The organism is Streptomyces inhibens (assembly GCF_022221585.1).
Classification (GTDB): Bacteria; Actinomycetota; Actinomycetes; order Streptomycetales; family Streptomycetaceae; genus Streptomyces; species Streptomyces inhibens.
The window spans coordinates 533015-557858 of the sequence record NZ_CP084681.1 but is presented as its reverse complement, the minus strand read 5'-3'; the positions used below and the strand labels follow the sequence as shown (position 1 = coordinate 557858).

Here is a 24844-nt window from a genome sequence, read left to right as displayed (position 1 = left end):
TGAGCGATGCATCACGTGAAAACGCTGTGGGAGCCAGGAATACGCGCCCCGGATGAGGCAGTTCGAGCGGCTCCTGAAGGTGGTGCGGGAGCGGGGCGGAAACGGTCCAGGCGGTGGTCGGCCGTGGCGCCTGCCGCTGTCCGACCGGGTGCTGCTGGTGGCCGTCTACTACCGCACGAACCTCACGATGTGGCAGCTGGCGCCGCTGTTCGGGGTCTCACCGGCGACCGTATGCCGGGTCATCCAGCGGCTGCGGCCCCTGCTCGCCCTCGAGTCGGCCGCCCGTCCCGCCGATGCCGCGGATCGGTTGTGGATCGTGGACGGCACCTTGATCCCCCTCCGAGACAGGACGGTTGGCGCCTCGACGGGGCGGAATCGGCTCTGACGCAACACTCAGCAGGGTGGGCACATCGGGCGAAGCTCCCGGTCCGCCCGAGGGGGGACCGGGAGCCACTCACACCGTATGTCCGTCACCTGGCGAGAAGAGCAACCAGCCCCTCGGCAGGATCCGTATATGACGGACTACACACACGACCCCGTCGTCGGCTTCGTTGCCGAGTGCCGCAGAATCCACTCTGCGCTGAACACGCCGTTATTACCCGCTCCGGTGGCCGCGGTGACTTTCGTCCCTCCGGCGTAGTGCCACTCGTTCCACGCGTTGGGATTGAATACAAAGTCCCCTGTGACGGTCACCTTCCTCGGCACTTCCTCCACCCAGCCGTATTCGCCCGCCGGAATCATCGCGGTGACATCCTGCGAAGCGGTATGGGTGGTGCCGTTAGTACGCGCGTAGTTGGATTCCCAGCTCTCGGTGAACTTGCTGGAAACCTTGGCGGAGAAAGGGCCCCCGGATACTCCGAGTTCGATGCCGACCTCTACGCCCTTCCGAATAGCCGTTCCTGTGGTTTGCGAATTGATGCTGCTCTCCGCCTTGGTGTACTTGAGAGGGGCCTCCGTTGATCCAGCGGTGTTGTCAATGAGGTTGTGGCAGCGCGAGGCTCCCTTCTCCTCGTTGGTGACGTCCGTCTTGTTGAACTTGCAGAGGCTCTGGTCCTTGTCGCACCTGGTCATCCCGTACTCGGCGGCGAGGCTCCGCAAAGCCTGTCCGCTCGAATCGGCAGGATCCTCGATCTTCCACAACGAAGCCGAGTCCCCTTGGTTGCAGGAGTAGGAACCCACGTGATTCGTGTGATAGACGAAGTTCTGACCACTGTAGCCGCCGAGTGCGTTCATGCAGTTGCTGTCGGAGACCGACCTGATCATGAAATAGCCGTTTGAGGTCGGCTCCAGGTAGAACTTCTGGTTGTCTTCGACTTGGCAGTCCACCTCCCGATTCCAGCCGCCGCCTGGTTGAGAACCGTCCTGGAAAATGCACTTCCCGGTGTCGCGGACCACCATTTGGAAGCTGCCGTCACCGGTGTCGCGGAACTGGAATTTTTCGTTGTCACTTCCTTGGTGCGGGTAGACGCTAAGGCTCCCAATGTTGCTCATGCCGTCACCGGCCCAGCCCCTACCGACATCGAGCACTCGCCAATTGGGCCCTTCCAGTTGGCTCCAGATGGTCAGACACTGAGCCGGTTGGGAGCAATCCGGAGAGTCGGCTCGCGCAGAGCCGGTGCCGAACGGTGAAACGATGAAACCGAAACACGTCAGCGCCACGACCAAAATCGCAACACATGTGCGTTCACATCGACTTCTGGTGTGCGATAGATTCATGGGTCCGTCCTTTTTTGAGGGTTCGCTTGGCGTGCAACATCGAACGCCACGGTGCAGATCGTGCTGAGGCCCACACCACGAGTCCGAGGCCCGTCACGAACACGGCCAGCAGCCTCACGCCCGTACGCAGCTCCAAGCCGGGTAGCAGATGAGCCATCACGCTTTCCCTGTCCTTCATCGGTCCCGCAAGGGATAGATCAGCCGACTGCGTGTCACTCATGGCCGGCTAGCCCTGCAGATCCGTCTGGTGCCATCTTTGGGGTACGCGCGACTGCGCTACATCCGTCAACTGACGTATAGGGTTTCTTCACATACGCGCGGGACCAGCCGTCCGTGTCCGACCGATTCACCACCGGACGCGAGCGGCCCAGAGCCACCGCAGCAGCGCCACTGTCGGCTACGCCGAGACCGGCCGCAGCGGTGAACTGTCCCTGCGGGCACGGGCCTTCACCCCGGACGGCAAGACCGTCCGCAACGCCCACGAACGGGCCGGCCGGCTCACCCCCGGGACACTCGGCACCTTCGTCGCCCTCGTCATCCGATGCCAGGGCGCACCCGAGCTGATCCACGGCATCGCGCAGTGCATGCGCACGAGCGCGAGCATGCCCGTCAGCGTCCGGAAGAGACGACTGCGTCGAGGGTGTCGGCGAGTTCGACGGGCGTGGACAGCATCGGCCAGTGCCCCGTGGGTAGATCGAAGCGCCGCCACGGTGAGTGGTTGAGGAAGGCCGGCGTCGGCACCGCGGCATCCAGCAGGGTCTTGGCGTCGTCGCAGGCGACCACCACGCGGTCCACGTCGGGGCCGAGCTCACCAGGGCCGGTGAGCCGTTGCTCGAAGGCGGAACGGCTGGGGCGTGGCACGGTGCGCATGAGGTCGCGCTGGTCCGCGCCGAGCCCTTCGGCAGCGCTGAACGCGCCGAGCAGCTCGAACGGACGACTGCGAGGCATGGGAGCTATCCGGCGCCAAGGACGCCGTCCGCCGGACCACGGTCGTCGCGGACGGCGGCTACCGGGGAACCGGCCTGGTCATCCCGCACCGCCGCGAGCGTGGCAAGGCCGAGCTCCCGGCCCTGGAAACCGGCGCCGGCCGAGGCCGGCATCATCCCTCCGCGCCCCAAGGGGGCGAAGCAGTGGTAGTGGGAGGCGGCACCGAAGGACGGCTTCCACGTGCTGCGGCACACCTACGCCTCGATCATGCTGGAGGCGGGGGAGTCCCTGGTGACTGGGGCGCGGGCACTCCTCGCCGGCTGTCACGCTCGGTTACTATGCTCACTTCATGCCGGAGGCCGGAAGCAGGGGGCGCACCGCCATTGACGGACTGCTCGCGAGGATCGGGGATCCACCGTGCATCTGAGGCGCTGCGAGCTGTGTTGCGTGACTGCCGTGGGTCAGGCAGAGGACTACCAGCAGGTTCTTCGTCTGCTGGTGGTACAGCAGCTGCACCCTCGGTGACCAGCGAAAACGACAGTGCGTACGGCTCCTTGGAGCGGGCCGGTCCGGGAATGGTCCGGATCTTGGTGCCCGTCACGCCCGGTAGGGGCAGGCTTCGGGCGCGGCGGGTGGGGGCGGAGCGGGGTGGGTCAGCGGAGGTCGGGGCCGTATGGACTCCAACCGCGCAGTGATGCGACGGCTGAACCTCCGGCCGGGCGAGGGCCGCGGCCGCGCTGCGCGTGGGCAAGGCGCTGTACGCCCTGAACCCCGACGGACCCCGCCTCGTACTGGACGCGATCGTCCTCAACTGGGGCCGCATGGCCCCCGATCCGTGACCACGGTCCCGGCCCGAACGGGCCGGGACCGTGGTCGTATCCGTCAGAGAATGCGCCAGGCGACGGCGTACGGCTGGGCGAACTGGGTGATCCGGAAGGCGCTGACGACGACTTCGGCTTCCCCGGCTGGGACGTTCTGCCAGTTGACCTGCTCGACGTTGTTGACACGGTCGAACCCGGGGCCCGTGCCCATGTTGCCGTGGCGTTCCTGACTGCCCGCTCGGACGATCAGGTTGAGGTCGTTCTGCAGAGCCTTGCCAGGGGGGTCCGTCCAGACGAGGGTGACCTTCAGGCGGGTCGCCCCTTCCGGGACCGTGATGCGGAACGCCCGCTCTTCTCCCTGGTCCAGTTCTTTGGCGTCGGTGAAGCCCGCCCGACCGGCTTCGGTAGGCAGGACGACGGCACGCTGGAGGTTGACGATGCCGAAGCCGGAGTGGTTGTTGGGGGAGGGGCCCGCCTCGCTCGGGACGTACTGGCCCTTCAGCTCGTCGGCACCGTTGACCAGCATGGCCTTGATGAGCGCCGCGCTGGGCTTGGGCGTGCCGTTCTTCACCAGCGTCTCGCGCAGTACCGCCACACAGCCGGCGACCAGCGGGGTGGCCATGCTGGTGCCGCTCTCGAACATGTATGCGGGGTCCGTGGAGGCCCCGAAGTTCTGGAGGTCCTGTGCCAGACGGGAGCGCGTCGACAGGATCGACGTACCGGGGGCGACGACAGTTGGCGCGATCCGGCCTTCCTGGGTGGGGCCACGGCTGCTGAAGGCGGCCATCCCGGCGGGGTTGTCCGCCATTTTGTCGCCGTGGATCGGCGGGACGGGGAACCGGACCAGTCCGTTCCGAAGCTGCTCGTACCTCTTGGGGATTTCGGGACGGTCGCTCTCGCTCGCGCCCACGGTGATGATGTTTTTGGCCCCGGTCTCCCCGCTGACGGACCTCAGGTTGATGCGACCGTCCCTGTCCCGGTCCTCGCCGTCGTTGCCCGCGGCGAAGAGGATGACGAAGTCCTTGTTGTCCCAGATCATCTGATCGGCTTCCTTCGCGGCCGAGTTGTAGGGCAGCCCGGGATCGACCGGGCCCCACGAGTTGGTGTGGATTCGCGCCCCGTCCTCGAGGAAGGGCGGCTCGAACAGGTCGAGCAGGTTGGACGGGATGCCGGTGAGATGGCCGTTCTCGTCCATCACGGACTGGAGTACCAGTCTTGCCTCGGGAGCCGTGCCGGTGACGTTGCCCATCGACGCCGACGTCCCGTCGCCGAGGACCGAGCCCGCCACATGGGTGCCGTGTCCGTCCGGGTCGTCCGTCTTTGCGGGGCTCGTGCGGCCCAGGGCGACCAGGCCCTTGACCCGGCCGGTGAAGGCGGGGTGCACATTGGTGATGGACCCCTTGTCGAACCCGGTGTCGGCGACACACACGATCTGGCCCTCGCCCCGGAACTTCGTGCCGTTGAAGGACACATGGGCGTTCATGAGGTTCCCCGCGACGGTGTTGTACAGCACCCTCTCGGGGACTTCCTCGATCTCCTTCACCTCATCGACCGCGGCCAGGGCTGGCAGGTCCTCGTCACGGACCGTCATGCGGATCTTGCCGCGCTCGGGCCGTACGTCGCCGACGCTGCCACCGGCTGCCGCCACGATCCGGTCTCGCAGCCCGTCCGTGCTCACGTTGACGTCCTCGTGCAGGGCGATGTCGACGGTGCGGGTGGTGGGTCCCGCACCGTCCATGGGCCCGGCCAGCTCGGCGACGCCCGTACGCAGCCGCGTTGCTCGGAGAGACTGGGCGATCTTGAAGCCCTTGAAGTACACGTCCGCCCAGGCCACGAAGGGCAGGGCGCGTACGGCGTCCAGATCCGTGGGCCGGAAGCCGCACAGATAGGTGTCGTCCGGAACGTACTCGTGGATCACCACCCCGAGCGCCGCGAGTTCTTCCTTCTCCTCGGCTGTGGGTGGGTGTGCGGTCTGGACGAGCAGGTAGTTGGACGCGGTGGCGTCCTCTGACACCAGCGAGGCGGTGGCCAGCTCATCGGCCTGGGCCAGCGGGTCCACCGTCACGCCGTTGATGGTGATACGGGACATGCCGAACTCCCGGAGGGTGCGGGTGATGGAGAAGGCGGGCACCGGGCGGTCGCGGTGGTCTCCGCCACTGCCCGTGCCGGCGCCAGTGCGTCAGGGGTCCTTCCGGAGCCATGGCACGCCGGGCTTCGCGTTACTTCCGTTCGGCCAACACGCTAGGTGCTCGACCGCGCGCCCGGCACGTGGAGTCCACGGGGAGACCCCTATCCGGGCCCGATATTGCTCCGAAGGGGGCGTTCCCGCCCGGCCTGCACTTCCCGTGGGTCGAAGGCATCCCCAGGCTCGTCGCAGGATGCAGGCCACTCCACGGAACGGGGAGATCTGTGTCTGGAGCAGGTAGGCGATGCGGGCGACGAGGGTGCGGCCGCCCGGTGAGCCCGGAGGAGTGCTGTTGAGTGGCGCGGAAGCGCCCTCCACAGCCCCCGCGGACCGGTTCGGTCATTTCCGCATCAGTCACCGTTTCGACAAGGAGACATGTCGCCCTTGCCCGGTGCGTGACCAGTGCACCCGCTCGAAGACCGGCGGCCGGACTCTCTCCCTGCAACCCCGCGAGGTGCAAGAAGTCCTCGACCACGCCCGCCTCCAGCAGGGCGACGAGCAGTGGCGAGCGAAGTACGGAACCCGCGCGGGCATCGAGGGAACCATCCACCAGGCCGTCGCGGTCACCGGCATGAGACGTGCCCGCTACCTCGGTCTCCAGAAGACCCACCTGGAGCACGTCTTCTCCGCCATTGCGCTCAACCTCATTCGCCTCGATACCTGGTGGAACGGCCACCCGCTCGACCGCACCCGCGTCAGCCACCTTGCCCGCCTCGACCTCTCCCTCGCCGCGTGACCGAATAAGCCAGCAGGATCGTCACCAGCCGCAAACGGCGGTGATCTTGCGAGAGCGTCACCCGTGTGGGTGAGTGCGGGGCCGTGTGGCTGCGGTGGGTGAAGCCCCGCGAGGACGATCGATGATCGTGGCCCGCACCTCATTGGACCTGGACGAGCTGGTCGAGCACTGGACGCTGCTGAAGGACGAGCAGGGGCTCGTGTCCGGCAAGCGCGGTGCGACGCGACTGGGCTTTGCCGTGTTGCTGAAGTTCTACAGGCAGTACGGCCGGTTTCCCCGGGGCCGGTTCGAGTTGCCGGGCGAGGCGGTGGAGTTCGTCGCCCGGCAGGTGCAGGTACCCGCGTCCGAGCTGGGGACGTACGAGTGGACCGGCCGGACGATCGAGTACCACCGCGCGCAGATCCGTGGGTACCTGGGTTTCCGCGAGTGCAGCGTCGTGGACGCGGACAAGCTGACGGCCTGGCTCGCCGAACACGTCGCGTGCAAGGAGCGGCGGCCGGAACAGGTGCGGGTGGAATTGCTGGCCCGCTGCCGTACGGAGTGCATCGAGCCACCCTCTGCGGGGCGGTGCGACCGGATCGTGGCGGCTGCGCTGCGGGCGGCCGAGGAGATGTTGACGGCACGGATCTCCGCGCGGCTGACGGTGGAGAGCACCGAGCGGATCGTGGCCCTGGTCGCCGGCGCCGACCAGGAGGACAACGTCGGCGCCGGTGAGGGCGCTGCCGGTGAGGGTGAGGACGAGCCGTCGGTCCTGGGGAAGATCAAGGAGGCTCCGGGCAATGTGAGCCTGGAGACGATGCTCACCGAGATCGACAAGCTGCTCGCGGTCCGTGCGATCGGGCTGCCGCCGGACCTGTTCGCCGATGTCGCGCCGAAGGTGGTAGCCGGATGGCGGGCGCGGGCCGCGGTGGAGTCTCCCACCCATCTGCGGACGCACCCGCTGCCGTTGCGGGTGACGCTGTTGCACGAGCGGGAGCGAGAGATCACGGACACGCTGGTGGAGCTGCTGATCTCCACGGTGCACAGGATCGGGGCGCGGGCGGAGAAGAAGGTCACTGAGCAGCTGGTCAACGCGTTCAAGAAGGTGTCGGGCAAGGAGAACATCCTCTTCAAGCTCGCCGAGGCGTCGCTCACCGAGCCGGAGGGCACGGTCCGTGAGGTCGTCTACCCGGCGGTGTCCGGCGGTGAGCAGACGCAGCAGGAGCTGGTGCACGAGTTCAAGACCCGCGGTCCGGTCTACCGGCGCACGGTGCAGACGACGCTGAAGGCGTCGTACACCAACCACTACCGGCGCGGGCTGATCAAGCTCCTGGACGTGCTGGAGTTCCGACCACACCCACCGGCCGGTGATCGAGGCCCTGGCCCTGGTGGCCCGGTACGAGGCGGCGGGCAACACCATGTACTACCCGCTGGGCGAGACCGTGCCGGTGCACAAGGCGATGGGCGGGGACTGGGCGGAGGTCGTCCGCCGCACCGACAAGCGCGGCCGGCGCCGCGTGGTGCGCATGGTCTACGAGGTCGTCGCCTTCCAGGCCCTGCGCGACCAGCTCAAGTGCAAGGAGATCTGGGTCGTCGGCGCCGATAAGTGGCGCAACCCCGACGAGGACCTGCCCCAGGACTTCGCCGAGTGACGCGAGGAGAACTACCGTGAGCTGCGCAAACCGCTGGACGCTGCCGTCTTCGTCGACGAGCTGCGCGAGCAGATGACCACCGAGCTGACACTGCTGAACGACCAGATGCCCAAGCTGTGCTGGCTGGACATCGCGGAGCGGAAGTCCGGGGCGATCCGGCTGACGCCGGCCGAGGCCCAGCCCGAGCCGCGCAACCTGCGTCGGATCAAGGGCGAGGTACAGCGCCGGTGGGGCACCGTGCCGCTCATCGACATGTTGAAGGAAGCGGTGCTGCGTACGGGCTGCCTGGACGCGGTCACCTCCGTCTCCGGCGGCGGCAGCCTCGCGGCGGAGGTCCTGGCCGAGCGCCTGCTCCTGGTGATCTACGCCTACGGCACGAACACCGGCATCAAGGCCGTCGCCTCCGGCGGCCACGACCACACCGAGGACGAACTGCGCTACGTCCGGCGCCGCTACCTGTCCGCCGAGGCCGCCCGCGCCATTGCCATCCAGATCGCGAACGCCACCTTCGCCGCCCGCAGCACCGAGCTGTGGGGCCAGGGCTCAACCGCGGTTGCCTCCGACTCCACGCACGTGCGCGCCTACGACCAGAACCTGTTCACTGAGTGGCACTCGCGCTACGGCGGCCGCGGGGTGCTCATCTACTGGCACGTGGAGAAGAAGTCCCTGGCCATCCACTCCCAGCTGATCAACTGCACCGCCTCCGAGGTCGCTGCGATGATCGAGGCGCGATGCGGCACGGCACGACCATGGACGTCGAGGCCAACTACACGGACTCGCATGGCCAGTCGGAAATCGGCTTCGGCATCACCAGATTGCTGAACTTCGACCTGCTGCCGAGGATCAAGCGGATCAACAAGGTGAAGCTGTACCGGCCGGTTGCTGGCGAGCCGGACGCTTACCCGAGGCTCGCTCCGGCGCTGACCCGGCCGATCCGCTGGGAACTCATCGCCCAGCAGTACGACCAGATGATCAAGTATGCGACGGCGATCCGTACCCGGACCGCGTCCACCGAGGCGATCCTGCGGCGCTTCACCCGTAACGCGTCCCACCCCACCTACGCGGCAATGCTGGAGGTCGGCCGCGCCCAGAAGACCATCTTCGTCGCCCGCTACCTGCGGCTGCGCGACCTTCAGCGGGAGATCGAGGAGGGCCTGAACGTCATGGAGTCCTCCAACGGCGCCAACAGTGTGATCGCCTACGGCAAGGGCGGGGAGATAGCCTCGAACCGGCGCGATGAGCAGGAGATGTTCGTGCTGTGCCTGCGGATCCTCCAGTCCGCCCTGGTGTACGTGAACACCCTGATGCCCCAGGATGTCCTCGGCGAGCCGGAGTGGGCCGACCTTCTGACACCTGCCGATCGCCGCGGCCTGACCCCGCTGTTCTGGTCGCACGTGCGCCCGTACGGCGAGGTAAACCTCGACATGGGCGCCCGACTGAAGCTCGCGGCGGTCACCGTGCCTGGCCCCCGCTCATCGGCCGAAAGCGCCCCCGTCCCAACTGGGCTTGAGCGACGATGACGGGATGACGATTAAGCGCGTGGTGTTGGTCGGGACGTGCGTGGTCGTCGCCGTCCTGGGGTGGGTGTTTGCTGTCTCGCAGTGGGAGACAGCGAGCCGGATCGCGACAGTGGCCTCCGCTCTCGCAGGTGTGGCGGCGGTAGGCATCGGGATCTGGGCAGCGCTCCCTGGCGCCAGGCCAACAGGCATCGTCGTGCGCGACACCGGTGCCGCCAAGACAGCAGGCACGGGCAACGCGGTCACGGGCTACCACGGGAGTGGATCCACGGATGCCGCCGTCACCGTAGAGCGGACTGGCGATGCCGAAGCTACAGGGGACGGCGACGCCATCAGCGGGTACAGCGAGAGGTAAAACGGGGGCATCAGAGGGGGAGCGGCATGGTGGGATGGCGGGACATCGAGGTTCGGAACACAGGTCAAGCGACTTCCGGGCCAGCAGGGGTGTCGATCAGCGGATACCACAGCGGCGACATCACCACCGTGCATGTGCATGGGAGGGAGCCGATCCCGTGGCCGCACCAGGTCGGTGCCATTCCCCGCGAAGCAGCGGCCTTTCAGGACCGAGACGAGACCGACCAGCTGCAGGCCGTGGTATCAAACGGCGGCACCCGGGGTGCTGTGCCAGGTGCTGCGCGGCACCGGAGGGGTTGGCAAGACTCAGCTCGCCGCCCACCACGCCCGAAAGGCGTGGGCTGCGGGCGAACTGGACGTGCTGGTCTGGGTCAGCGCCAGCAGCAGCCCCGCCATCATCTCCGCCTACGCCCAGGCCGCCGAGGAACTCCTCGCCCTCGACCCCGGCGACCCCGAGCGATCCGCACAGGCGTTCCTGAGATGGCTGGAACCCAGGCCGCCAGGGTCCGGGCCAGCCTGCCGGTGGCTGGTCGTCCTGGACGATGTTGCCGACCCCGCCGACGTGACCGGCCTGTGGCCTGCGAAGAACCCTCACGGCCACACGATAATCACGACTCGCCGCCGCGACGTCGCCGTGCCCGGACGCCGGATCGACCTGGGGGTGTTCACGCCTGAGCAGGCCGCCGCGTATCTGACCGAGTTCCTGGCCGAGCACGGGCGGCACGACGACCCAGACCACATCGACGCACTTGCCGAAGACCTCGGCTACTTGCCACTGGCCCTGTCGCAGGCCGCCGCTTACATCGTCGACGCCGACATCACCATCGACTGCCCCGGATGCACCCACGAGCAGTGCCGCAGCTACCGCCGTCGGCTGGCCGACCGCACCGCCAAGCTCGCCGGCATGCTGCCCGAGCCCGGCACCCTGCCAGACGATCAGACCACCTCCGTGGACGCAGCATGGTCGCTGTCCATCGAGCGCGCTGACGCCCTCCGCCCCGTCGGCCTGGCACGTCCCGCACTCCAGCTCGCCGCCATGCTTGACGCCAACGGCATCCTCCAAGACGCCCTGACTAGCGAACCTGCCCGGGACTACCTCGCCCAGTCCCGCATCATGAACGCTCCTGAACGGAACCGCGATGACGCAGTGACGGAACAGAGTGCCTGGGACGCGTTGCGGACCCTGCACCGCCTAAACCTCATCGACCACGACCCCCAAAATCCGTACCAGGCAGTACGCGTTCATCAACTCACCCAACGCTCCACCCGCGACACCTTGCTCTCCCAGGAGTACAACGTGGCGGTCCGTGCCGCCGCCGACGCTCTGAACGTGGCGTGGCAAGCCAACATCGAGAGTCCTACCACCCGGGCTCAAGCTGTGAGCATCCTGCGCGCTAACACCGAAGCTCTCGCCCGTGCCGGAGGGTATGCCCTGTGCCAGACCGACGGCGTTCACGCAGTGCTCTTCCAATTCGGGTGGAGTCTGGAACGTACCGGCCAGATCAACGACGCTATTGATCACTTCGAGAGCCTCGCCGAGGCTGCATACCAACGCGCAGGGTCTGACCACCCGGACACACTTGCTGCTCTGAGGGCCCTGGCCCAGTGCCTCGCGTCCGGCGGGGACCCCACAGGGCGCCGTCGACATCTTGGAGACGGTGGTGCAGCAACAGGTAGTGGAACACGACAGTTGGGACGCCCTCGGTACCCGCTTCATGCTCCTAACGTGGCGTGGGAAGGCCGGGGATGCAGTTGGCGCAATGGCAGGTCTGCAGCAGCTGCTGGCCGACATCGAACCGGCACTCGGCCCCTTCTCAGATCTTGCCCTAAGCACTCGGAATTCCCTTGGCTGTCTCCAGGGGGAGGCCGGGGACGCAGAGGGCGCCGTGGATGCCTTGGAGCAACTGGTGGCCGACGTCGAGTCGGTACTGGGCCCTGGCCACATGTCTACCGCCACTTACAGAAGCAATCTGGCGCACTGGCGTGGCAGGGTCGGGGATACGGCGGGCGCGGTGGAAGATTTGGAGGAACTGCTGGCGGACGTCGAACCGGTGCTGGGCCCCGACGACGTGTTCGTCATCAGCCTTCGGGCCGGACTCGTCACTTGGTACAGGCATGGTGACGATCCGTCCAGCGCCTTGGCCGCCTCGGAGCGAGCGCTGGCCAGCCTTCTGAAGGTGCCGGGGCCCGATCACCCCGAGACCCGCCAATGGTGGAAGACAGTTGCGACGCTGCGGGGGGAGATCGGGAACACGGCGGGCGCCGTGGCCGCCTCGGAGCAGGTGCTGGCCAGCCTTTTGAAGGTGCCGGAACCCGATCACATGCCTATCTATGTCGCCCGGAACAACCTTGCCTACTGGCGGGAGAAGGATCGGAACTCCATTGCTCATCAATCGACCGATTGATGAGCAAGATCGGTGTCCCGTCTCATTCGATCTAGCTCTTGGCTATCGCTCTGAGCAGGCATGATGCATTGTCTCGTGAGACGAACCAGGGCTGGTGTCTCAGTTCATCATGTCCGCCGGGTGCAGATATGTGGCCTTGTCTCACTTCATCGTGTCTGTGGGCCGTCAGATTGAGGAACATCGGGGCGAGAGCCGACGCCTGCAGTCTCCGTGACGGCCTGCCGTGCTGAGATCTCCGGTGGGACAACTGGTCCAAGAGTGCTTTGGGTCGCCCTGCAGGGCGACCCGGATGCGATCCGGCCGCTGTGGGAACGCATCGAAGCCGCCGAACCTGGTGACGACGACGGGCCCAGGTGGCCGGCGGCTGCCTTCGGCTGACCACACGCCCTCCCTCAACGACCAACCGTCTCCGCTCCGATCTGCCCCGGGGGACCCATGCCGCCCGCACCACCCACCGCCGTCGGCACCACGCCGCACACCACCCCCGTGCGCACGACGCTCGGCGGGCAGGCCATCACCGTGGTTCTGCCCGCCGACTTCACCGCCTTCTGCCAACTGCACTACGACGTCTACCAGCACTACGCACACCAGCTGGTCGCCAACCATGACGCCGCGGTCGATGCCGTCCAGCACGCCTTAGGCGACCTCGCAGCCTCCTGGGCCCAGGCCCTCGCCGGTCACCGCACCGCCGCCATCGCCTGGGCCGCTCTCACCCGCCGTATCCACCAGGCCGCACGGACACCGGCGGGCACCGCCGCCAGCGCCCTGTACGGCCTGGTGCCGGCGCCGGAAGCCGACGCCGTCCTCCTGCATCACGTCGTCGGCCTCAGCATCACCGCCTGCGCCGACACCCTTGGCGCCGAAGAAGCCACCGTCACCTCGCTCCTGCACAACTTCGACCGCCGTCTGACCGCGGACGGCGCCGAGGCCTTGCGGGCCTGCTGGGCAGCCGCATCGCGGGGAACAAGCCACCCTCTTTGACAGCACGCAGCCACGGACCTGGCACTGGCCCGAACGCGCCCCGACAGCGCCGTTTAGTGACCGTTGATCTCCGGCAGGCAGGATCCCCCTCACAGGCGCGCACCACCGACCATGAGGGGGAAACCTATGGGTGTCGTGAAGTTCGCCCGGCTCGGATGCGTCAAGCCGGAGGGCTGGACTGGTAAGGACGACATCTACATCACGATCAACGGGGGAATCCGGTCTACTCGACCCAAATCGGCGAGGAAGGCAAGCGCGACATCAACGAGTCCTTCCGGTACGAGGGCGACGTCGCACGCGTCTGCATGTACGAGAGCGACAACCTCGATGACGACGACCTCCTCGGCGAGCAGGTCCCCCTCGCCGGCTACGGCGAGATGAAGTTCCGCCAGGATGACGCCTACTACACGCTCTCCCACAAGCTCGAACCGTAGCCACGGCCAGGACTCAGCAGTCCGTACGCGACAAATCCGGGTTGTAGTGCCGGACCGACTTCGCAGGACCACACTGCGCCTGCGGCACGCGCGGCCCCTTCGGACCGGACGTCGCCGTAGGCGCACAGTCCAGCAGACACACCAGACCTTAATCGAGACGGCTTTGACGGTCTGGGAGTCGATGAAGGTCGACGCGTCCGTAGCGGGTGATGGTTTTGGTCAGCTGCTTCTCGTCGGCGGCTTCGACCAGTTCGTTGACGAGTTAGGTGGCCAGCACGTACTTCACGCGGAAGCTGGCCATGGCGGTTTCGGTGCCCAGGGCGATCAGCAGGTGGACTTGCCGGTGCCTGAGTCGCCAATCAGGCAGAGCGGCAGGCCCTTCTTGACCCAGAAGACGGCGAATATCACCGGCGCTGGGGTTCTTGAAAAGTATTCGTACGTCAAGAAGTGGCCGTGAAAGGGAATTCCCCATATCTTGATGATGCTGACGGGAGTACTTTCGCCTGCAGTGTCCAGGCAGGTCAGCGCTACGGGGGCGGTGCCTGGGTCTACGGTCGAAGGGATCCTGCCAGATTTTGCAGGTCGTCAGGCCCGCAAGCCCACATCCCGCTCCCAGCGGTTTGGCCACGGGCTGCACTGGCCGATGTTGGGCTTCGATCTTGTCTATAGTCACACCCATGGATGAGGGAAACAGCGGAGAGCCTCAAGGCCGTCGTACTGTGCGTGTCGCAGCGTCTGTGGGCTGCACCATATTATTTTTAGGACTGTTTTGGGTCATGGCTTGGAAGGTTGGCTGGTGGACTCCCGGCCTCGGACTCCTATCAGCGAAGGTGGCCATCGTGGTGTCAACGGGGCTAGTGGCCTTGGTCGCCTGGTTCGCTAGGCGGCGGTGAAGCGCTCCGTGTCACCTGCCAGTTGACGGTGTCTGAGTATTCATCACCAGGACAGGCTGCGTGCCGGCACGCCCCAGGATCTTGCTCATGGGTACCTGGCTGGCCACTCGGCAGTGAAATCGCATGCTGTCCGGTGCGGTGAGGGCTACGCTTTTTAGGTGAGAGGAGCCGAACAGCCGGGCGGCCCGTGGCAGCACATTCTCCTCGTCGGCGAATGCACTGCCACGGTGTGTTGTGACGCCTGAATGCGGCCAACTTTGCATACCGATCAGGACAGCGAGAGCCCTCGGTGCCCGCTTCGTTGTGGAGTGTGTGAGCTTCCTGCTTCTATCTCGTCCCAGCCACGACGCTCCCGGCTGCTCGGCCATCGTCGCTCGGCCTCAGCAGGCACACGGGCTGGTCAGGCAGGAACAGTTCGAAAGTGTGCGGTGGAGCGCGCCTGCCCCAGTCCCGGAGGCGGCATCGCCACCGGCAGCCGAGGTATCGCATGGGGACCGTCTGCTGATGACCGCTCGATCTCTTCCGGGCCGCTTCTGCCCCTCAGGTAGACGGGGCAGAAGCTTTACGTGTGGACTCTGTCTCTTTTGCTGACGTCGCGTCCAGACGCGGATGGCGGCGGGCGATATACGTGCCCGTCGTGTGGAAGTGAACTGACCGATGGCGCCTGAGACAGGCGTGAGTTTCGCCGCTGTCCGTCCTGCCGACGCCTCGCATACCGAGCCGTCCATTCAAGTGAGCCTTGGGCCGATGCTGATGCGGAGCCCTGATACGGCTACCTCTTCGTCGGCGAATCTCTGCAGTTGGTCTGCCAACCGCAGCCCGCGGACCGGATCGGACGACATCAGCAGCCCGTTTCGGTCCACCTTGCATCAATGCTCACTACTGGGCGGCCGCATCCGATCACTGCTCAGACGATCAGAGAGAAACGTGATGCCGGGCTATGTCGCTGCGTGAGTGCGGCAGTTGGTCCTCGTTATCTCTGCGCTCGTCGTGGACCGTTCGCTTCCTTGCATGTGGCGGCGTTACTGCGCGTCACGATGGTGCTTCTCGGCTAGGTATTTCGCCAGTTCCTCATGGGGCTCTTGATCTCGTCCTGGATATCTCCGGAGACAGGCAGAAGGTATGGCGCATTTGAGTCGGGAAGGGCTGAATTTGTATCGAGAATCATGTTTTTGAGCCACCTTGATCATTCATGCTCGATCATGGTCCTTCATGGTGGTGTCTGAAAGGTTACTCACAAGATCGAGACGGCGTTGCTGCGCCGGCAGCGATTGATGCCACGCAGAGTAATCACGGGAGGTCAGAGGAGGTATGAGCCCCTCTCTCGGCCGGTTCGCATGCATGCAGTGCGACTGAGGGTTGACGCTGAACCGCACCGTTTTGAGTCACATCCGATCAGGCGCTTCTTTTTCCGTGTGGTGGACTGCCCGACGGGGATATGAAATTGTCTGTAGTGCATTGCAAAGCCCCTCGTAAGCGAGGGGCGCGGGGTAAACGGGGGTTTAGCTGCATGCGTAACGGGGATTCAATGCATCGCCTGAGGCGATTTTCCTAGCGGATCTTTCAGTAAGGCTCGCTATGGCGCCATGTCGTGGCCATTTATAACGCTGCGCCTTCCTGAGGCTATTTCAGTTAGAGCGGGCGGTGAGGCGCAATAAGCGCCCCTACCGGTATACGCCTTTCTCTTCCTGGCATCCGTTTACCCATTCACTATGTCACTTCTGTGTTTCGCGTGGCATTTCGTCGCCCTGCCCTCTTGGGTCAGGGCTAACAGATAAGGAAAGAACATGAAGAAGGCTATTGCTGGTATAGGCGTGGTCCTCGGAAGTGCGGCGCTGCTTGTGGCCACCCAGGGGCCGGCGCAGGCGGCGGATGCAGGTGCGCCGGCGGTCCCCGCTGCCGCTGCTGCGGTACAGGACACGGGCAACTCTCCGCAGATCATTGGCGGTCTGGGCAAGCTCGCGCAGAAGGCCTGGGTGCACGGGAAGGCAGCGGCCCAGCTGGCCGGCGACGCCGCCGCCGAAGTTGCCGGTAATGTGAGCGACGCCTTCGGCAACCCCCCGTCCACGTCGCCGTCCAGCGTCGCTTCCGTCGAGACGGTCTTCGACAAGTGAAGGACCACGCTGTAACCAGGAGGGTGGCGCTGCTTGTCGGCGCCGCCCTTCTGGGCCTTCATTTCGTCGTAGCTGCGTTCTCGCAGATGCCGTTGACCCCGGTGAAGCTTCGCTACTTGAGCTATGTCAATGCATACCTGGAGCCATACCAGTCTCAGAACTGGATGCTTTTCGCCCCGGATCCTCTGTCTGACAATCGCGGTATCTTGGCTCGCGGTAAATGCGCGAATGGGAAGACCACCGAATTTTACGACGTTACCGCGAAATACATAAAGGCTGCGCAGGAGAGCAGGTTCTTCCCCTCGCGCATGTCGCGACTGGTGACCGGTAACGTCATGCAACTGAACGGCGGAGACCCTGTACTGGATAAGTTGCGAGAGGCGGAGAGGGCGAAGCGCAAGCCGCTGACGCCACTCACCGCGTTCGAAAAAACCAACCGGAAGGAAGCTGTAAAATTCCTGTCCCGGTATTCTCTGACCCAAATCCCCAAGCTGTGCAATGGGAAGCCTGACAAGGTTCAGATTCGCTCGTATGTCCAGGAGTTGCCGGCCTGGTCGAAGCGGCACGATCCAAAAGCTGAGCGCAAAGTCGAAATCCAGGACATGGAGTGGATGAAGGCGGGGTCTCTATGAAGAAGATAACCCGCTTCCTGGACAAAGCGAGCACCCGGTATTACAGCATTCTCGGTGTAAGCGGCACGCGGCTCGTTCTGGGCTTCGTAGGTTTCATGTACTACGCGAGCCAATACGGTGACCGCGAGTACCTCTTCGGCCCTAACGGCGTACTTCCCTGGCGAGAATTTGTAACCCAGATTCACGAAAACGAATCGTTCAGCCTGTACGCGTTCAACAGTTCAGGTGCGTGGTTCGAGATCGTCTTCCACCTGGGAATGCTGGCTGCTCTCGCGGTGACCTGCGGCGTGGGTGGCAGGCTCGGACTGGCCGTACACTGGGTTTTTCTGTGGTCGATCTACCAGCGCCAGACAATTCTCCTGGATGGTGGGGACAACCTTGCCTACGTCGTGATTCCCATGCTCCTGCTGACGCGTTGCTACGGGCGGCTGGCATTCTCGACCGGACTCGCCCGAAAATTTACGCAGCGCGTTCCGGGATCCCTGCGGGCGTTGGCCCGGCCTCTGCACAACCTCGGAATTCTCGCCGTCGCTACGCAAATCTGCCTGGTGTACGTGACGAGCGGGCTTTACAAGGTGCAGGGCAAGATGTGGCAGGACGGTACTGCCCTCTTCTATGTGCTGAGGGTCTCGGAGTTTACTCTTCCCGGTGTTTCTGACCTGGTCTACAACAACGACTTCCTGGTCTTCCTGGGGACCTACTCCACCACTATCTTCCTGGTGTACTTCCCGCTGGGCATCATGGTCCCGCAGCTGCGGCCATGGGCCGCGGTGGCATCCATCAGTTTCCACGTAGCCATCGGGGTCCTGATGGGACTCACCAGCTTCGCGCTGACCATGATGGCGTGCGATCTCATCTTCCTGAGCGGAGCACTCAACACAGCATTAGAACGGGGGACCTCAGTGCTCCAGCGCTTCCGATCCGCCAGAAGCAGACCCGCTAAGGCGCCTACCAACACCCTCGCGGAATCACCGCCGGAGCCCGTTGCTGTGGACAGCCTTCCGCAGTCTGCGGCGACACCATCCAACACGTAATGCCTCCCGGTGGAGAGCGTCGGGCCCCCTGCTGCTCCGGGCCCGATGCACACCCGCTCAGCAGGCGCCACGGCAAAGGAAAACACCGATGAGTCCGACGGTCAGCCCCACCGAACCCGTACTGGCCTTCGACGGAGACTGCGGCTTCTGCCAAGCCGCGATCAAGAAGATCTCTTCTCAAGGGCGACCGTCCGTGCATGCAATGCCCTGGCAGTTCCTGCCGCAAAGCATGACGGAGCCCTATCTTGACCGACTCGACCGTGAAGTCCTGCTGCTTGCGAACGGTCGGGTGCTCGCCAGCGGGGCGGAGGCGCTCGCCGCGTACATGAAGCGCTCGCCTGCCCTGTGCTACCGGGTGGCAGGGGCAGCGATATGCATGCCCCTCCTTCGCCAGTGTGCTCATGGTGTCTACCGGTGGGTGGCGCGAAACCGGCACCGCATGCCCGGTGGGAGTGCGTCCTGCGCCATGCCGTCATCACACTCGTGAAAGCTGGCATCTCAGCGCCCGTGCCTCGTCGAACGCTGGCACAGAACATCACGGGGCACAGCGTCGCCTCCGCGGAGCGGCCCAGCTGGCGTAGCAGCACCGGCAGGCCTAGAAACTGCTAAGCCGCCCCCATGCCTAGTGAAGCCATGCCGTTGAGCGCCGCTCTACCGAACCCTCGCTGCTCAGCCAGCCGGCGGACCGCCGAGGCCTCGAGCCCCCTCCACGCCTGAGGCCGAGACGTTCGACGGGAGCGGTACGGATTCGAGCCTGGGCCACCGTCAGGCTATGAATAACGGGCAGAAACCAAGCTTCGCTTGAGAAAGCGTCGGTCTGATGGGAGCGACTCACATGCCAGTGCCTACCTGCGTTTTGGGCGGCAGAGGAATCCGTGATCACGTCACACATGGCCACAATCCGGAACTGTTCGTCGAGTTGGGGTCACTCACCAAAGTGGTCACCGGTACCATCCTGACCCAGCTCGCAGAGGCGGGCTTGCTGAGCCTGGACGACCCACTCGAACACCGACTGGACGAGGTGCCGGAAGGCACCGGCATTACTCTCCGCCACCTCGCCAACCACACCTCCGGTCTCCCCACACTCCCTCCCGGTACCTCAGCTTCCTCCCGTGACCCCTACGCGTCCTTCACTGAGCCCGTTCTGCATGAGACGCTGCGCGGCTTAGACAAGGCGGTTACCGGGACGGTAGGCAGCAGGACGTACTCCAACTTCGGTTACGCAGTGCTCGGCCACGTTCTCACCGCCTCCACCGGTCGCACCTTCCAGCAGCTCACGGACGAATATGTCCTTGCTCCCCTCGAGTTGCCGGCGGGCGCGGTTACTGCCGATCCGCCCTCCGGCCAATGTCTCGTACCGACGGGCCTTCTCAGGCGCCCTCTCAGCACCTGGGACTTGTCGGGGCCGATCCTGCCGGCTGGCGGACTGTGGGCCGCCCCCCGCACCACCGCCCGTCTTGTAGTTGGCCTCACTGTCGACCGAGTCCTGGGTGATCCGGCCCCCACATGGGTCCGCAGCGGGCAGGCCCTTTGGCACAACGGCGCGACTCGCAACGCTTCAGCCTTCGCCGCGGCACACGATGACGGCCGCTGGATTTTCGTGCACCGCCTCCGCGGAAACCACCGACGCACGGAACGCCTCGCCGTAAAGATCCTCCTAGGGCACAAACGATAGAGACGTAGATCCTGCGGGGCACGGTGGCGGACGGATGCTTGGTCTCCTTGGCTTCGTGGGCGTCACTCCCGGCACACTGGGGCGAACGCATTCGAGAACCTCCTCCAACGTTTCAGCACGTCTGAACCTTCAGACGCTACGTATCGCTATCAACTCCCGAGGCCCTGGAGATTGGTTGTAACGGAGCCGAGAAGATCTGGCCTGACTTGCCCACGTTTCATGAGTCAGTCTGCTCTCGAGGGCCAGCGACCGGGACGCCAGCGGTGCCCGGCCCTCGGTCACGGGCCGGGCACTGCTGTTCTCCTGGCGCAAGAGCTCCTCGCAGGCTGCAGTTTTGCTGGTCCGATCGCCCCTCGGCTCGGCGCCCGATGCGCCCGAGCCCCGAAGGACCTCGTTGCCGCTTTGTCCCGTTGAGGGCACCGCAACGGAGACGGGCGGGCAGGGGGCAAGCGCGCCGCGGCGGCGGGCTTCCTGACACTTTTCTCCTGGCTGCACTTAGCGGGCCACGGGAGGGGACTGGTGCAAATGTGGACGTTGATCAACTGTTTATCGAACTTGCCTTAACTGTTGGTACCCGCCAACCACGCAAATCGATTCGGAATTCCTGACAAGGGGGAGTCATCCGTACATGAGTGAAGCTTTCACTAGCCGACGTCACGGCGCTCAGTGCTCGTGGTCTGCGCGTTCCGCCGGCCTTCGCGCAGAGCGGACCCAGCATTGCCGTCGCCACTGTCATCACTGTGGTAGGTGCTGGTTCATGGTGGCAGCGACCAGGCAGAGGGCAAAGCGACCGAAGTGCGTTGAGTCGCTTGTCCAGTCGCTTGGAAAACATGCAGGTGAGCGAGGCTGCGTCATCAAAGCAGCGACTGAAGCGACTGAACATCGGTATCTATGACGCGCATGCGCGCTCGGGAATGTCTTCATAGTCCGAACCCAGAGTCGCTTCAGTCGCTGATCGAGCCGCAATCCCCCTGACCTGGAGTTTTCCCAGTGCTGAGGGCAGCGACTGAACAGTTCAGGTCGCTGCCCCGACCAGAAGATCCGGCAGGTCGTCCCGGGACACGGTGGTCAGCCACGTGCAAGGGGTAAAGCCCGGACGCGGGAACGCGAACCGAAGCACGCCTTCAAAGGGCAGTCCTTCCACGGCGCCTACTGCCACTTCGACGCCCAGACCGGTGATGTCGACACCCGCCCGAGCGACGACCTGCATCACCCGGATCCCGGACGCGTCGTCTCCCGACAGCAGCACGACCGGCCGCCGCTCGTCGAACTCCACCCACCAGACTTCGCCACGTTGCACATGTCCTCCTGACACAGGACGGCGGGCGGACGCTGCGCGACCCCGACGAGCTGTGGAGACGGGTGCGGCCACCCGTTGATCATCGGTGTGTGAAGACAAACGATCACGCGGTGGCCGCAGGTCACAGCGTAGACCCTGCCCGCTGGCAGGAGGCGTTCGAGGGCCTGATGAGCCGGATAGCGGGACGGTTCACACGGGTCGAACCCCGGTTCCGGGTCCGGAAGTTGGTGCTCGGACTGCTGTCGGACCTGCCGCGCAAGAACTGCTGGACCATCGCCGAATGGGCCGGGGAGAGAACCCCGGACGGCATGCAGCATCTGCTGGGGCGGGCCAAGTGGGACGCCGACCGGGTCCGCGACGATGTGTGTGACTACGTGGTGGACCACCTGCACGACGACCAGGCGGTACTGGTGGTCGACGAGACCGGGGACGTGAAGAAGGGCACCGGCACGGTCGGCGTCCAGCGCCAGTACACCGGCACCGCGGGCAGGATCGAAAATGCCCAGGTCGCCGTCTACCTGGTCTACGCCGGCCGGCGCGGGCACGCGGCAGTGGACCGGGAACTGTACGTCCCGCGTTCATGGACCTCCGACCCTGACCGCTGCCGGGATGCCGGACTCAACCAGGACACCGCCTTCGCCACCAAGCCGGAACTGGCCACTCGTATGGTTGCCCGGTTCCTGGACGCCGGCCACCAGGCCGCATGGGTCGCCGACGACGAGGTCTACGGCGGCAACCCCAGGCTGCGAACCGCACTGGAGGAACGCGGCACCGGCTACGTCCTCGCGGTGGCCTGCTCGCACGAAGTCACCACCGGGGCGGGGAGGTTCCGTGCGGACACCCTGGCCAAGAGGGTGCCCAAGCGGGCCTGGCAGAAGCTCTCCGCAGGGGCCGGGGCCAAGGGCCACCGTTTCTACGACTGGGCAGTCATCGACCTCGCCGACCCCCGACCCGGGAGTCGTCAGCTGCTGATCCGCCGTAACCGCAGAACCGGCGAACTCGCCTACTACCGCTGCTACTCGCCCGCACCCGTGCCGCTGACCGTGCTGGTCAGAGTCGCTGGATCAAGATGGCGGGTGGAGGAGTTCTTCCAGTCGGGCAAGGGCCTACCACCGCGCTGTCGAAGGTCGGAATCGGCTGACAGGCATCCGCAGGGTGGACCTGCGTCCGGCGCTGGTGACTGGTCCTTCCGCCATCCGTCAGCGCCGGACGCGTCTCTCGCGTGGGCCAACGCATCCCGCCCGCACTCACGGACCTCCAAGGTCCCTCCGGCTGGACACTGCATGCCGCGCGATCGTCGACAAGGTCAGCTCCCGCTCGTTCTCGATGACGAGCCAGCCCTTGCCAAGGAGGGACTGGAGGAGAGGGCGGACCTCGTCGCCCAGCTCGTCCGCCAGGTCGTCATCCGTGGGGGAGCGGCCGGTCCGAAGGAGGGCGGCCACGTGGAAGACGAGTGCTTCCTCCTCCGCGGTGATGTTGAAGTCCATGAGGCGAAGGTAGGCGCGCCCCTCATTCGCGGCATGCTGGCATCTGACCCGGTCGTGCGAGGGACGACCGAGTACCCATCGGCGTGATCATTTGGGGTGTATGCGGCGCGCACGGCACCGAGCTGTGCTCGCTTTCCCGGTGAATCGACCCTGACGATGGTCATCGCAGGTGTCTGATGCCAATGTCCGTATCCCAGAGGAGGCGAAGGACCGGCTTGCCGCGATCGCGGCCGCCGAGGGTCTGTCGCTGCGCGCCTATCTGGCGCGCCTGGCCGAGACCCTGCTCACCCCGGCCGAGCGCGCCGAGCGCGCGGAGAAGGCCCTCGCCGCGTTGAAGAAGTGGAACGGCTATGCCCCCACCGCGGCCCAGCAGCAGGACCTGGACAGTGAGCTCGACCGGCGTCTGGCTCAGGTGACCGGCCGGTGAGCGACGCCATGCACATCGTCCTGGACGATACCGCGATGACCGCGGCCGGCCAGGGCAACGTCCTCGCCTCCCGCCTCATCCATCGCGCCCACGCCGAACCCGGCTGGTACCTGTACGCACCGACGTGTGCGCTCGTTGAAGCCGACCGCGCCCGGCCCGGTACCGCCGAGCACCTCGCAGCCCTGCCCGGCATCACCGTCCTGGATCTGGACCTGCCCGCCGCCCTGGCCGTGGCGCAGCAGGAGACATGGGCGGCAGCCCACAGCCAGTACGCGGCCCAGCCCACGCCGGACCGCCCCGACGGGGCGATCGTCGCCACCACCGCCCCGAAGCGCTGGGACGGCGAGCCGGTCCGGGTCCTGGACCTCAACGCCTGACCCTTTGTCCCGACGCTGTGGGCCTCGCCGGATCCGGCGAGGCCCACAGCGCTACAGGACTGCTGCCCCGCGCGACTAAAGGACCCCTCCTGCGCCGGGGCCGCTGCGGCCGAACAGGGCGACCACCCGCCCCAGCTGGTGGAGCTTCCGCGTGAACGCCGCCGAGAGGAAGGCGGCCAGAGTGAACACTGTGAGGGGAATGAACAGCAGTCCTGCCCCCTCCGCCCCGGCCGCGGGGGCGATGACGAGGGAGGCCGCAGCTGCGACACCGGCAATCGCGAACACCCCGCCAAGCCCCTTCACCTCCACTACCTCCGGGCCCGGCTCGGCGGGCAGAGCATCCGCATCGAGGAGCGCCCCGTACGCCGCCTGAGCCTGACGGGCCGCCACGGTGAGCACCATGGCGCCGAGCTCACGGGCAGCCCGTTCCCGGTCCTCGACAAGTTCGCTGAGCTTGTCGGCGAACGCGGTGCGGACCTTCTGTCCGTGCTCACGCAGACGCCTTTGGTCAGCCGCGTACTTGGCCTGCAGCCCCCCAGCGGCGTCCGCGCTGTTCGTCACCGCAGTCATCAGTTCCGAGACCTTCTCGTGCACGTCGGTCAACGCTTCGGTCCGCGTACGGCCCGCCGGGGCGGAGGCGAGAGCGGCGAGAGAAGGGAGCGCATCCAGGGCTTCGGTCACCACCTGGTCGCCGTCCTTGACGTATCCCTTGAGCAGCCCGTCCCGCTTGTCGGACATTCGGCGGTAGGAGGAAAAGGCGAGGGTCACGACGAACCCCACCGCCGCCGCCTTTCCCGCCCCCTTTGCCAGGGCCCGGTCGGCCTTCTTCTTCTGCTCGACCGACAGCGGTGCTACCTGTGTCTTCTTGGCTGCCGCGGTGGTCTCCCTCTTCTGCTCGGCGTCCAGGGACAGCAAGGTCATGGCGGCAGAGCCCACCACGAGCGTCATCATCAGGGCCGCGCCGAGGGCTCCGCCCAGGAGCATCCGGCATGACTTCCACGGGGTGCGAGACGGCCGGGTGTAGGCGGCGCGGAGGTCTTCCCAGGGCACCGGACCGGTGTGCCCGAGCTCGAGGGCGGCAGTCCTCGCCTTATCGATGCGCTCCTCTGCGGCGGTGGCATAGCGGGCCCGTAACCGGTCTCGGTAGCCGGGCCGCGGAGCGGTGGTCGGTGGGGCCGGGGCGGTGGGCGTGGTCAAG

General features: G+C 65.8%; 17 protein-coding genes and 9 pseudogenes. 20 read left to right on the top strand and 6 right to left on the bottom strand.

Going from position 1 to position 24844, the window contains the following annotated elements; translation table 11 throughout:
* Positions 1 to 52: 52 nt before the first annotated feature.
* Positions 53 to 379 (top strand): annotated as a pseudogene (locus KI385_RS02705) (helix-turn-helix domain-containing protein); the annotation flags it as partial.
* 143 nt (positions 380 to 522) lie between these two features.
* Here KI385_RS02705 and KI385_RS02700 read toward each other — a convergent pair.
* On the bottom strand, positions 523 to 1527 hold the full coding sequence (locus KI385_RS02700; protein ID WP_238570627.1) for an RICIN domain-containing protein: 1005 nt from the start codon (positions 1525 to 1527) through the stop codon (positions 523 to 525).
* A 557-nt stretch (positions 1528 to 2084) separates the two neighbouring features.
* Between KI385_RS02700 and KI385_RS02695 the strand changes: the two are divergent.
* A pseudogene (locus KI385_RS02695) lies at positions 2085 to 2294 on the top strand (hydroxymethylbilane synthase); the annotation flags it as partial.
* 31 nt (positions 2295 to 2325) lie between these two features.
* Here KI385_RS02695 and KI385_RS02690 read toward each other — a convergent pair.
* Positions 2326 to 2664 carry a hypothetical protein gene (locus KI385_RS02690; RefSeq protein WP_238570626.1) on the bottom strand — a complete coding sequence of 113 codons (339 nt, stop codon included), beginning with the start codon at positions 2662 to 2664 and terminating at the stop codon, positions 2326 to 2328.
* Between KI385_RS02690 and KI385_RS02685 the strand changes: the two are divergent.
* Together KI385_RS02685 and KI385_RS44430 are read left to right on the top strand one after the other, a co-directional pair.
* Positions 2652 to 2783 (top strand): annotated as a pseudogene (locus KI385_RS02685) (IS5/IS1182 family transposase); the annotation flags it as partial. The gene KI385_RS02690 and the pseudogene KI385_RS02685 overlap by 13 nt on opposite strands.
* 4 nt (positions 2784 to 2787) lie before the next feature.
* Positions 2788 to 3070, top strand: a pseudogene (locus KI385_RS44430) (site-specific integrase); the annotation flags it as partial.
* Between the two features lie 455 nt (positions 3071 to 3525).
* Here the strand turns inward: KI385_RS44430 and KI385_RS02680 are convergent.
* Positions 3526 to 5553: a S8 family serine peptidase gene (locus tag KI385_RS02680; protein WP_238570625.1), complete on the bottom strand. Its 2028-nt coding sequence runs from the start codon at positions 5551 to 5553 to the stop codon at positions 3526 to 3528.
* A 340-nt stretch (positions 5554 to 5893) separates the two neighbouring features.
* Here KI385_RS02680 and KI385_RS02675 point away from each other — a divergent pair, with 340 nt between their 5' ends.
* The 8 genes and pseudogenes from KI385_RS02675 (at position 5894) to KI385_RS43795 (ending at position 13707) form a co-directional block, all read left to right on the top strand.
* Entirely contained in the window at positions 5894 to 6385 is a 492-nt protein-coding gene (locus KI385_RS02675; protein WP_281066774.1) for a transposase, read from the top strand.
* Between the two features lie 121 nt (positions 6386 to 6506).
* Positions 6507 to 7970 (top strand): DUF4158 domain-containing protein, encoded by a 1464-nt coding sequence (locus KI385_RS02670; protein WP_238570623.1) that lies wholly within the window; start codon positions 6507 to 6509, stop codon positions 7968 to 7970.
* A gap of 118 nt (positions 7971 to 8088) precedes the next feature.
* Positions 8089 to 9536 (top strand): annotated as a pseudogene (locus tag KI385_RS44425) (transposase).
* On the top strand, positions 9523 to 9888 hold the full coding sequence (locus tag KI385_RS02655) for a hypothetical protein (protein ID WP_238570620.1): 366 nt from the start codon (positions 9523 to 9525) through the stop codon (positions 9886 to 9888). The pseudogene KI385_RS44425 and the gene KI385_RS02655 overlap by 14 nt, the downstream one beginning before the upstream one ends.
* 132 nt (positions 9889 to 10020) lie before the next feature.
* Positions 10021 to 10509: pseudogene (locus KI385_RS44420) on the top strand (NB-ARC domain-containing protein); the annotation flags it as partial.
* A 1138-nt stretch (positions 10510 to 11647) separates the two neighbouring features.
* The gene (locus tag KI385_RS02650) at positions 11648 to 12292 is read left to right on the top strand and encodes a tetratricopeptide repeat protein (RefSeq protein ID WP_238570619.1); all 645 of its coding nucleotides are present in this window, start codon (positions 11648 to 11650) and stop codon (positions 12290 to 12292) included.
* A 435-nt stretch (positions 12293 to 12727) separates the two neighbouring features.
* Positions 12728 to 13273 carry a hypothetical protein gene (locus KI385_RS02645; RefSeq protein WP_238570618.1) on the top strand — a complete coding sequence of 182 codons (546 nt, stop codon included), beginning with the start codon at positions 12728 to 12730 and terminating at the stop codon, positions 13271 to 13273.
* A 305-nt stretch (positions 13274 to 13578) separates the two neighbouring features.
* Positions 13579 to 13707 (top strand): hypothetical protein, encoded by a 129-nt coding sequence (locus KI385_RS43795; RefSeq protein WP_281066773.1) that lies wholly within the window; start codon positions 13579 to 13581, stop codon positions 13705 to 13707.
* Positions 13708 to 13891: 184 nt separating this feature from the next.
* On the opposite strand, the pseudogene KI385_RS02640 reads toward KI385_RS43795, so the two are convergent.
* Positions 13892 to 14097, bottom strand: a pseudogene (locus KI385_RS02640) (ATP-binding protein); the annotation flags it as partial.
* Positions 14098 to 16387: 2290 nt separating this feature from the next.
* On the opposite strand from KI385_RS02640, the gene KI385_RS02635 reads away from it, so the two are divergent.
* The 5 genes from KI385_RS02635 to KI385_RS02615 all read left to right on the top strand — a co-directional run bounded on the left by KI385_RS02635 (position 16388) and on the right by KI385_RS02615 (position 20055).
* Positions 16388 to 16714, top strand: a complete 327-nt coding sequence (locus tag KI385_RS02635; RefSeq protein ID WP_238570617.1) for a hypothetical protein — start codon at positions 16388 to 16390, stop codon at positions 16712 to 16714.
* A gap of 23 nt (positions 16715 to 16737) precedes the next feature.
* Positions 16738 to 17346, top strand: coding sequence for a DUF5819 family protein (locus KI385_RS02630; RefSeq protein ID WP_238570616.1), 609 nt, complete (start codon positions 16738 to 16740; stop codon positions 17344 to 17346).
* A complete protein-coding gene (locus KI385_RS02625) occupies positions 17343 to 18380 on the top strand; it encodes an HTTM domain-containing protein (protein ID WP_238570615.1) in 1038 nt (345 codons plus the stop codon). The genes KI385_RS02630 and KI385_RS02625 overlap by 4 nt, the downstream gene beginning before the upstream one ends.
* 88 nt (positions 18381 to 18468) lie before the next feature.
* Positions 18469 to 18867 carry a thiol-disulfide oxidoreductase DCC family protein gene (locus KI385_RS02620; RefSeq protein ID WP_238570614.1) on the top strand — a complete coding sequence of 133 codons (399 nt, stop codon included), beginning with the start codon at positions 18469 to 18471 and terminating at the stop codon, positions 18865 to 18867.
* Between the two features lie 333 nt (positions 18868 to 19200).
* On the top strand, positions 19201 to 20055 hold the full coding sequence (locus KI385_RS02615; RefSeq protein ID WP_342593421.1) for a serine hydrolase domain-containing protein: 855 nt from the start codon (positions 19201 to 19203) through the stop codon (positions 20053 to 20055).
* A gap of 1045 nt (positions 20056 to 21100) precedes the next feature.
* On the opposite strand, the pseudogene KI385_RS02610 reads toward KI385_RS02615, so the two are convergent.
* Positions 21101 to 21355 (bottom strand): annotated as a pseudogene (locus KI385_RS02610) (type II toxin-antitoxin system PemK/MazF family toxin); the annotation flags it as partial.
* A 167-nt stretch (positions 21356 to 21522) separates the two neighbouring features.
* On the opposite strand from KI385_RS02610, the pseudogene KI385_RS02605 reads away from it, so the two are divergent.
* From KI385_RS02605 to KI385_RS02595, 3 genes and pseudogenes are all read left to right on the top strand, one after another.
* Positions 21523 to 22464, top strand: a pseudogene (locus KI385_RS02605) (IS701 family transposase); the annotation flags it as partial.
* A gap of 547 nt (positions 22465 to 23011) precedes the next feature.
* A complete protein-coding gene (locus KI385_RS02600; RefSeq protein WP_238570611.1) occupies positions 23012 to 23269 on the top strand; it encodes a hypothetical protein in 258 nt (85 codons plus the stop codon).
* Between the two features lie 8 nt (positions 23270 to 23277).
* Positions 23278 to 23646 (top strand): PIN domain-containing protein, encoded by a 369-nt coding sequence (locus KI385_RS02595; protein ID WP_425357056.1) that lies wholly within the window; start codon positions 23278 to 23280, stop codon positions 23644 to 23646.
* A gap of 75 nt (positions 23647 to 23721) precedes the next feature.
* Here the strand turns inward: KI385_RS02595 and KI385_RS02590 are convergent, their stop codons facing one another.
* Positions 23722 to 24843, bottom strand: coding sequence for a hypothetical protein (locus KI385_RS02590; protein ID WP_238570609.1), 1122 nt, complete (start codon positions 24841 to 24843; stop codon positions 23722 to 23724).
* Position 24844: the final 1 nt, after the last annotated feature.

Coding starts and splice junctions, on each gene's coding strand:
- KI385_RS02650 (WP_238570619.1), top strand. CDS start 11,648: ATGGCAGGTCTGCAGCAGCTGCTGGCCGACATCGAACCGGCACTCGGC.
- KI385_RS02625 (WP_238570615.1), top strand. CDS start 17,343: ATGAAGAAGATAACCCGCTTCCTGGACAAAGCGAGCACCCGGTATTAC.
- KI385_RS02690 (WP_238570626.1), bottom strand. CDS start 2,664: ATGCCTCGCAGTCGTCCGTTCGAGCTGCTCGGCGCGTTCAGCGCTGCC.
- KI385_RS02615 (WP_342593421.1), top strand. CDS start 19,201: ATGGGAGCGACTCACATGCCAGTGCCTACCTGCGTTTTGGGCGGCAGA.
- KI385_RS02680 (WP_238570625.1), bottom strand. CDS start 5,553: ATGTCCCGTATCACCATCAACGGCGTGACGGTGGACCCGCTGGCCCAG.
- KI385_RS02635 (WP_238570617.1), top strand. CDS start 16,388: ATGAAGAAGGCTATTGCTGGTATAGGCGTGGTCCTCGGAAGTGCGGCG.
- KI385_RS02675 (WP_281066774.1), top strand. CDS start 5,894: ATGCGGGCGACGAGGGTGCGGCCGCCCGGTGAGCCCGGAGGAGTGCTG.
- KI385_RS43795 (WP_281066773.1), top strand. CDS start 13,579: ATGTACGAGAGCGACAACCTCGATGACGACGACCTCCTCGGCGAGCAG.
- KI385_RS02670 (WP_238570623.1), top strand. CDS start 6,507: ATGATCGTGGCCCGCACCTCATTGGACCTGGACGAGCTGGTCGAGCAC.
- KI385_RS02620 (WP_238570614.1), top strand. CDS start 18,469: ATGAGTCCGACGGTCAGCCCCACCGAACCCGTACTGGCCTTCGACGGA.
- KI385_RS02595 (WP_425357056.1), top strand. CDS start 23,278: ATGCACATCGTCCTGGACGATACCGCGATGACCGCGGCCGGCCAGGGC.
- KI385_RS02645 (WP_238570618.1), top strand. CDS start 12,728: ATGCCGCCCGCACCACCCACCGCCGTCGGCACCACGCCGCACACCACC.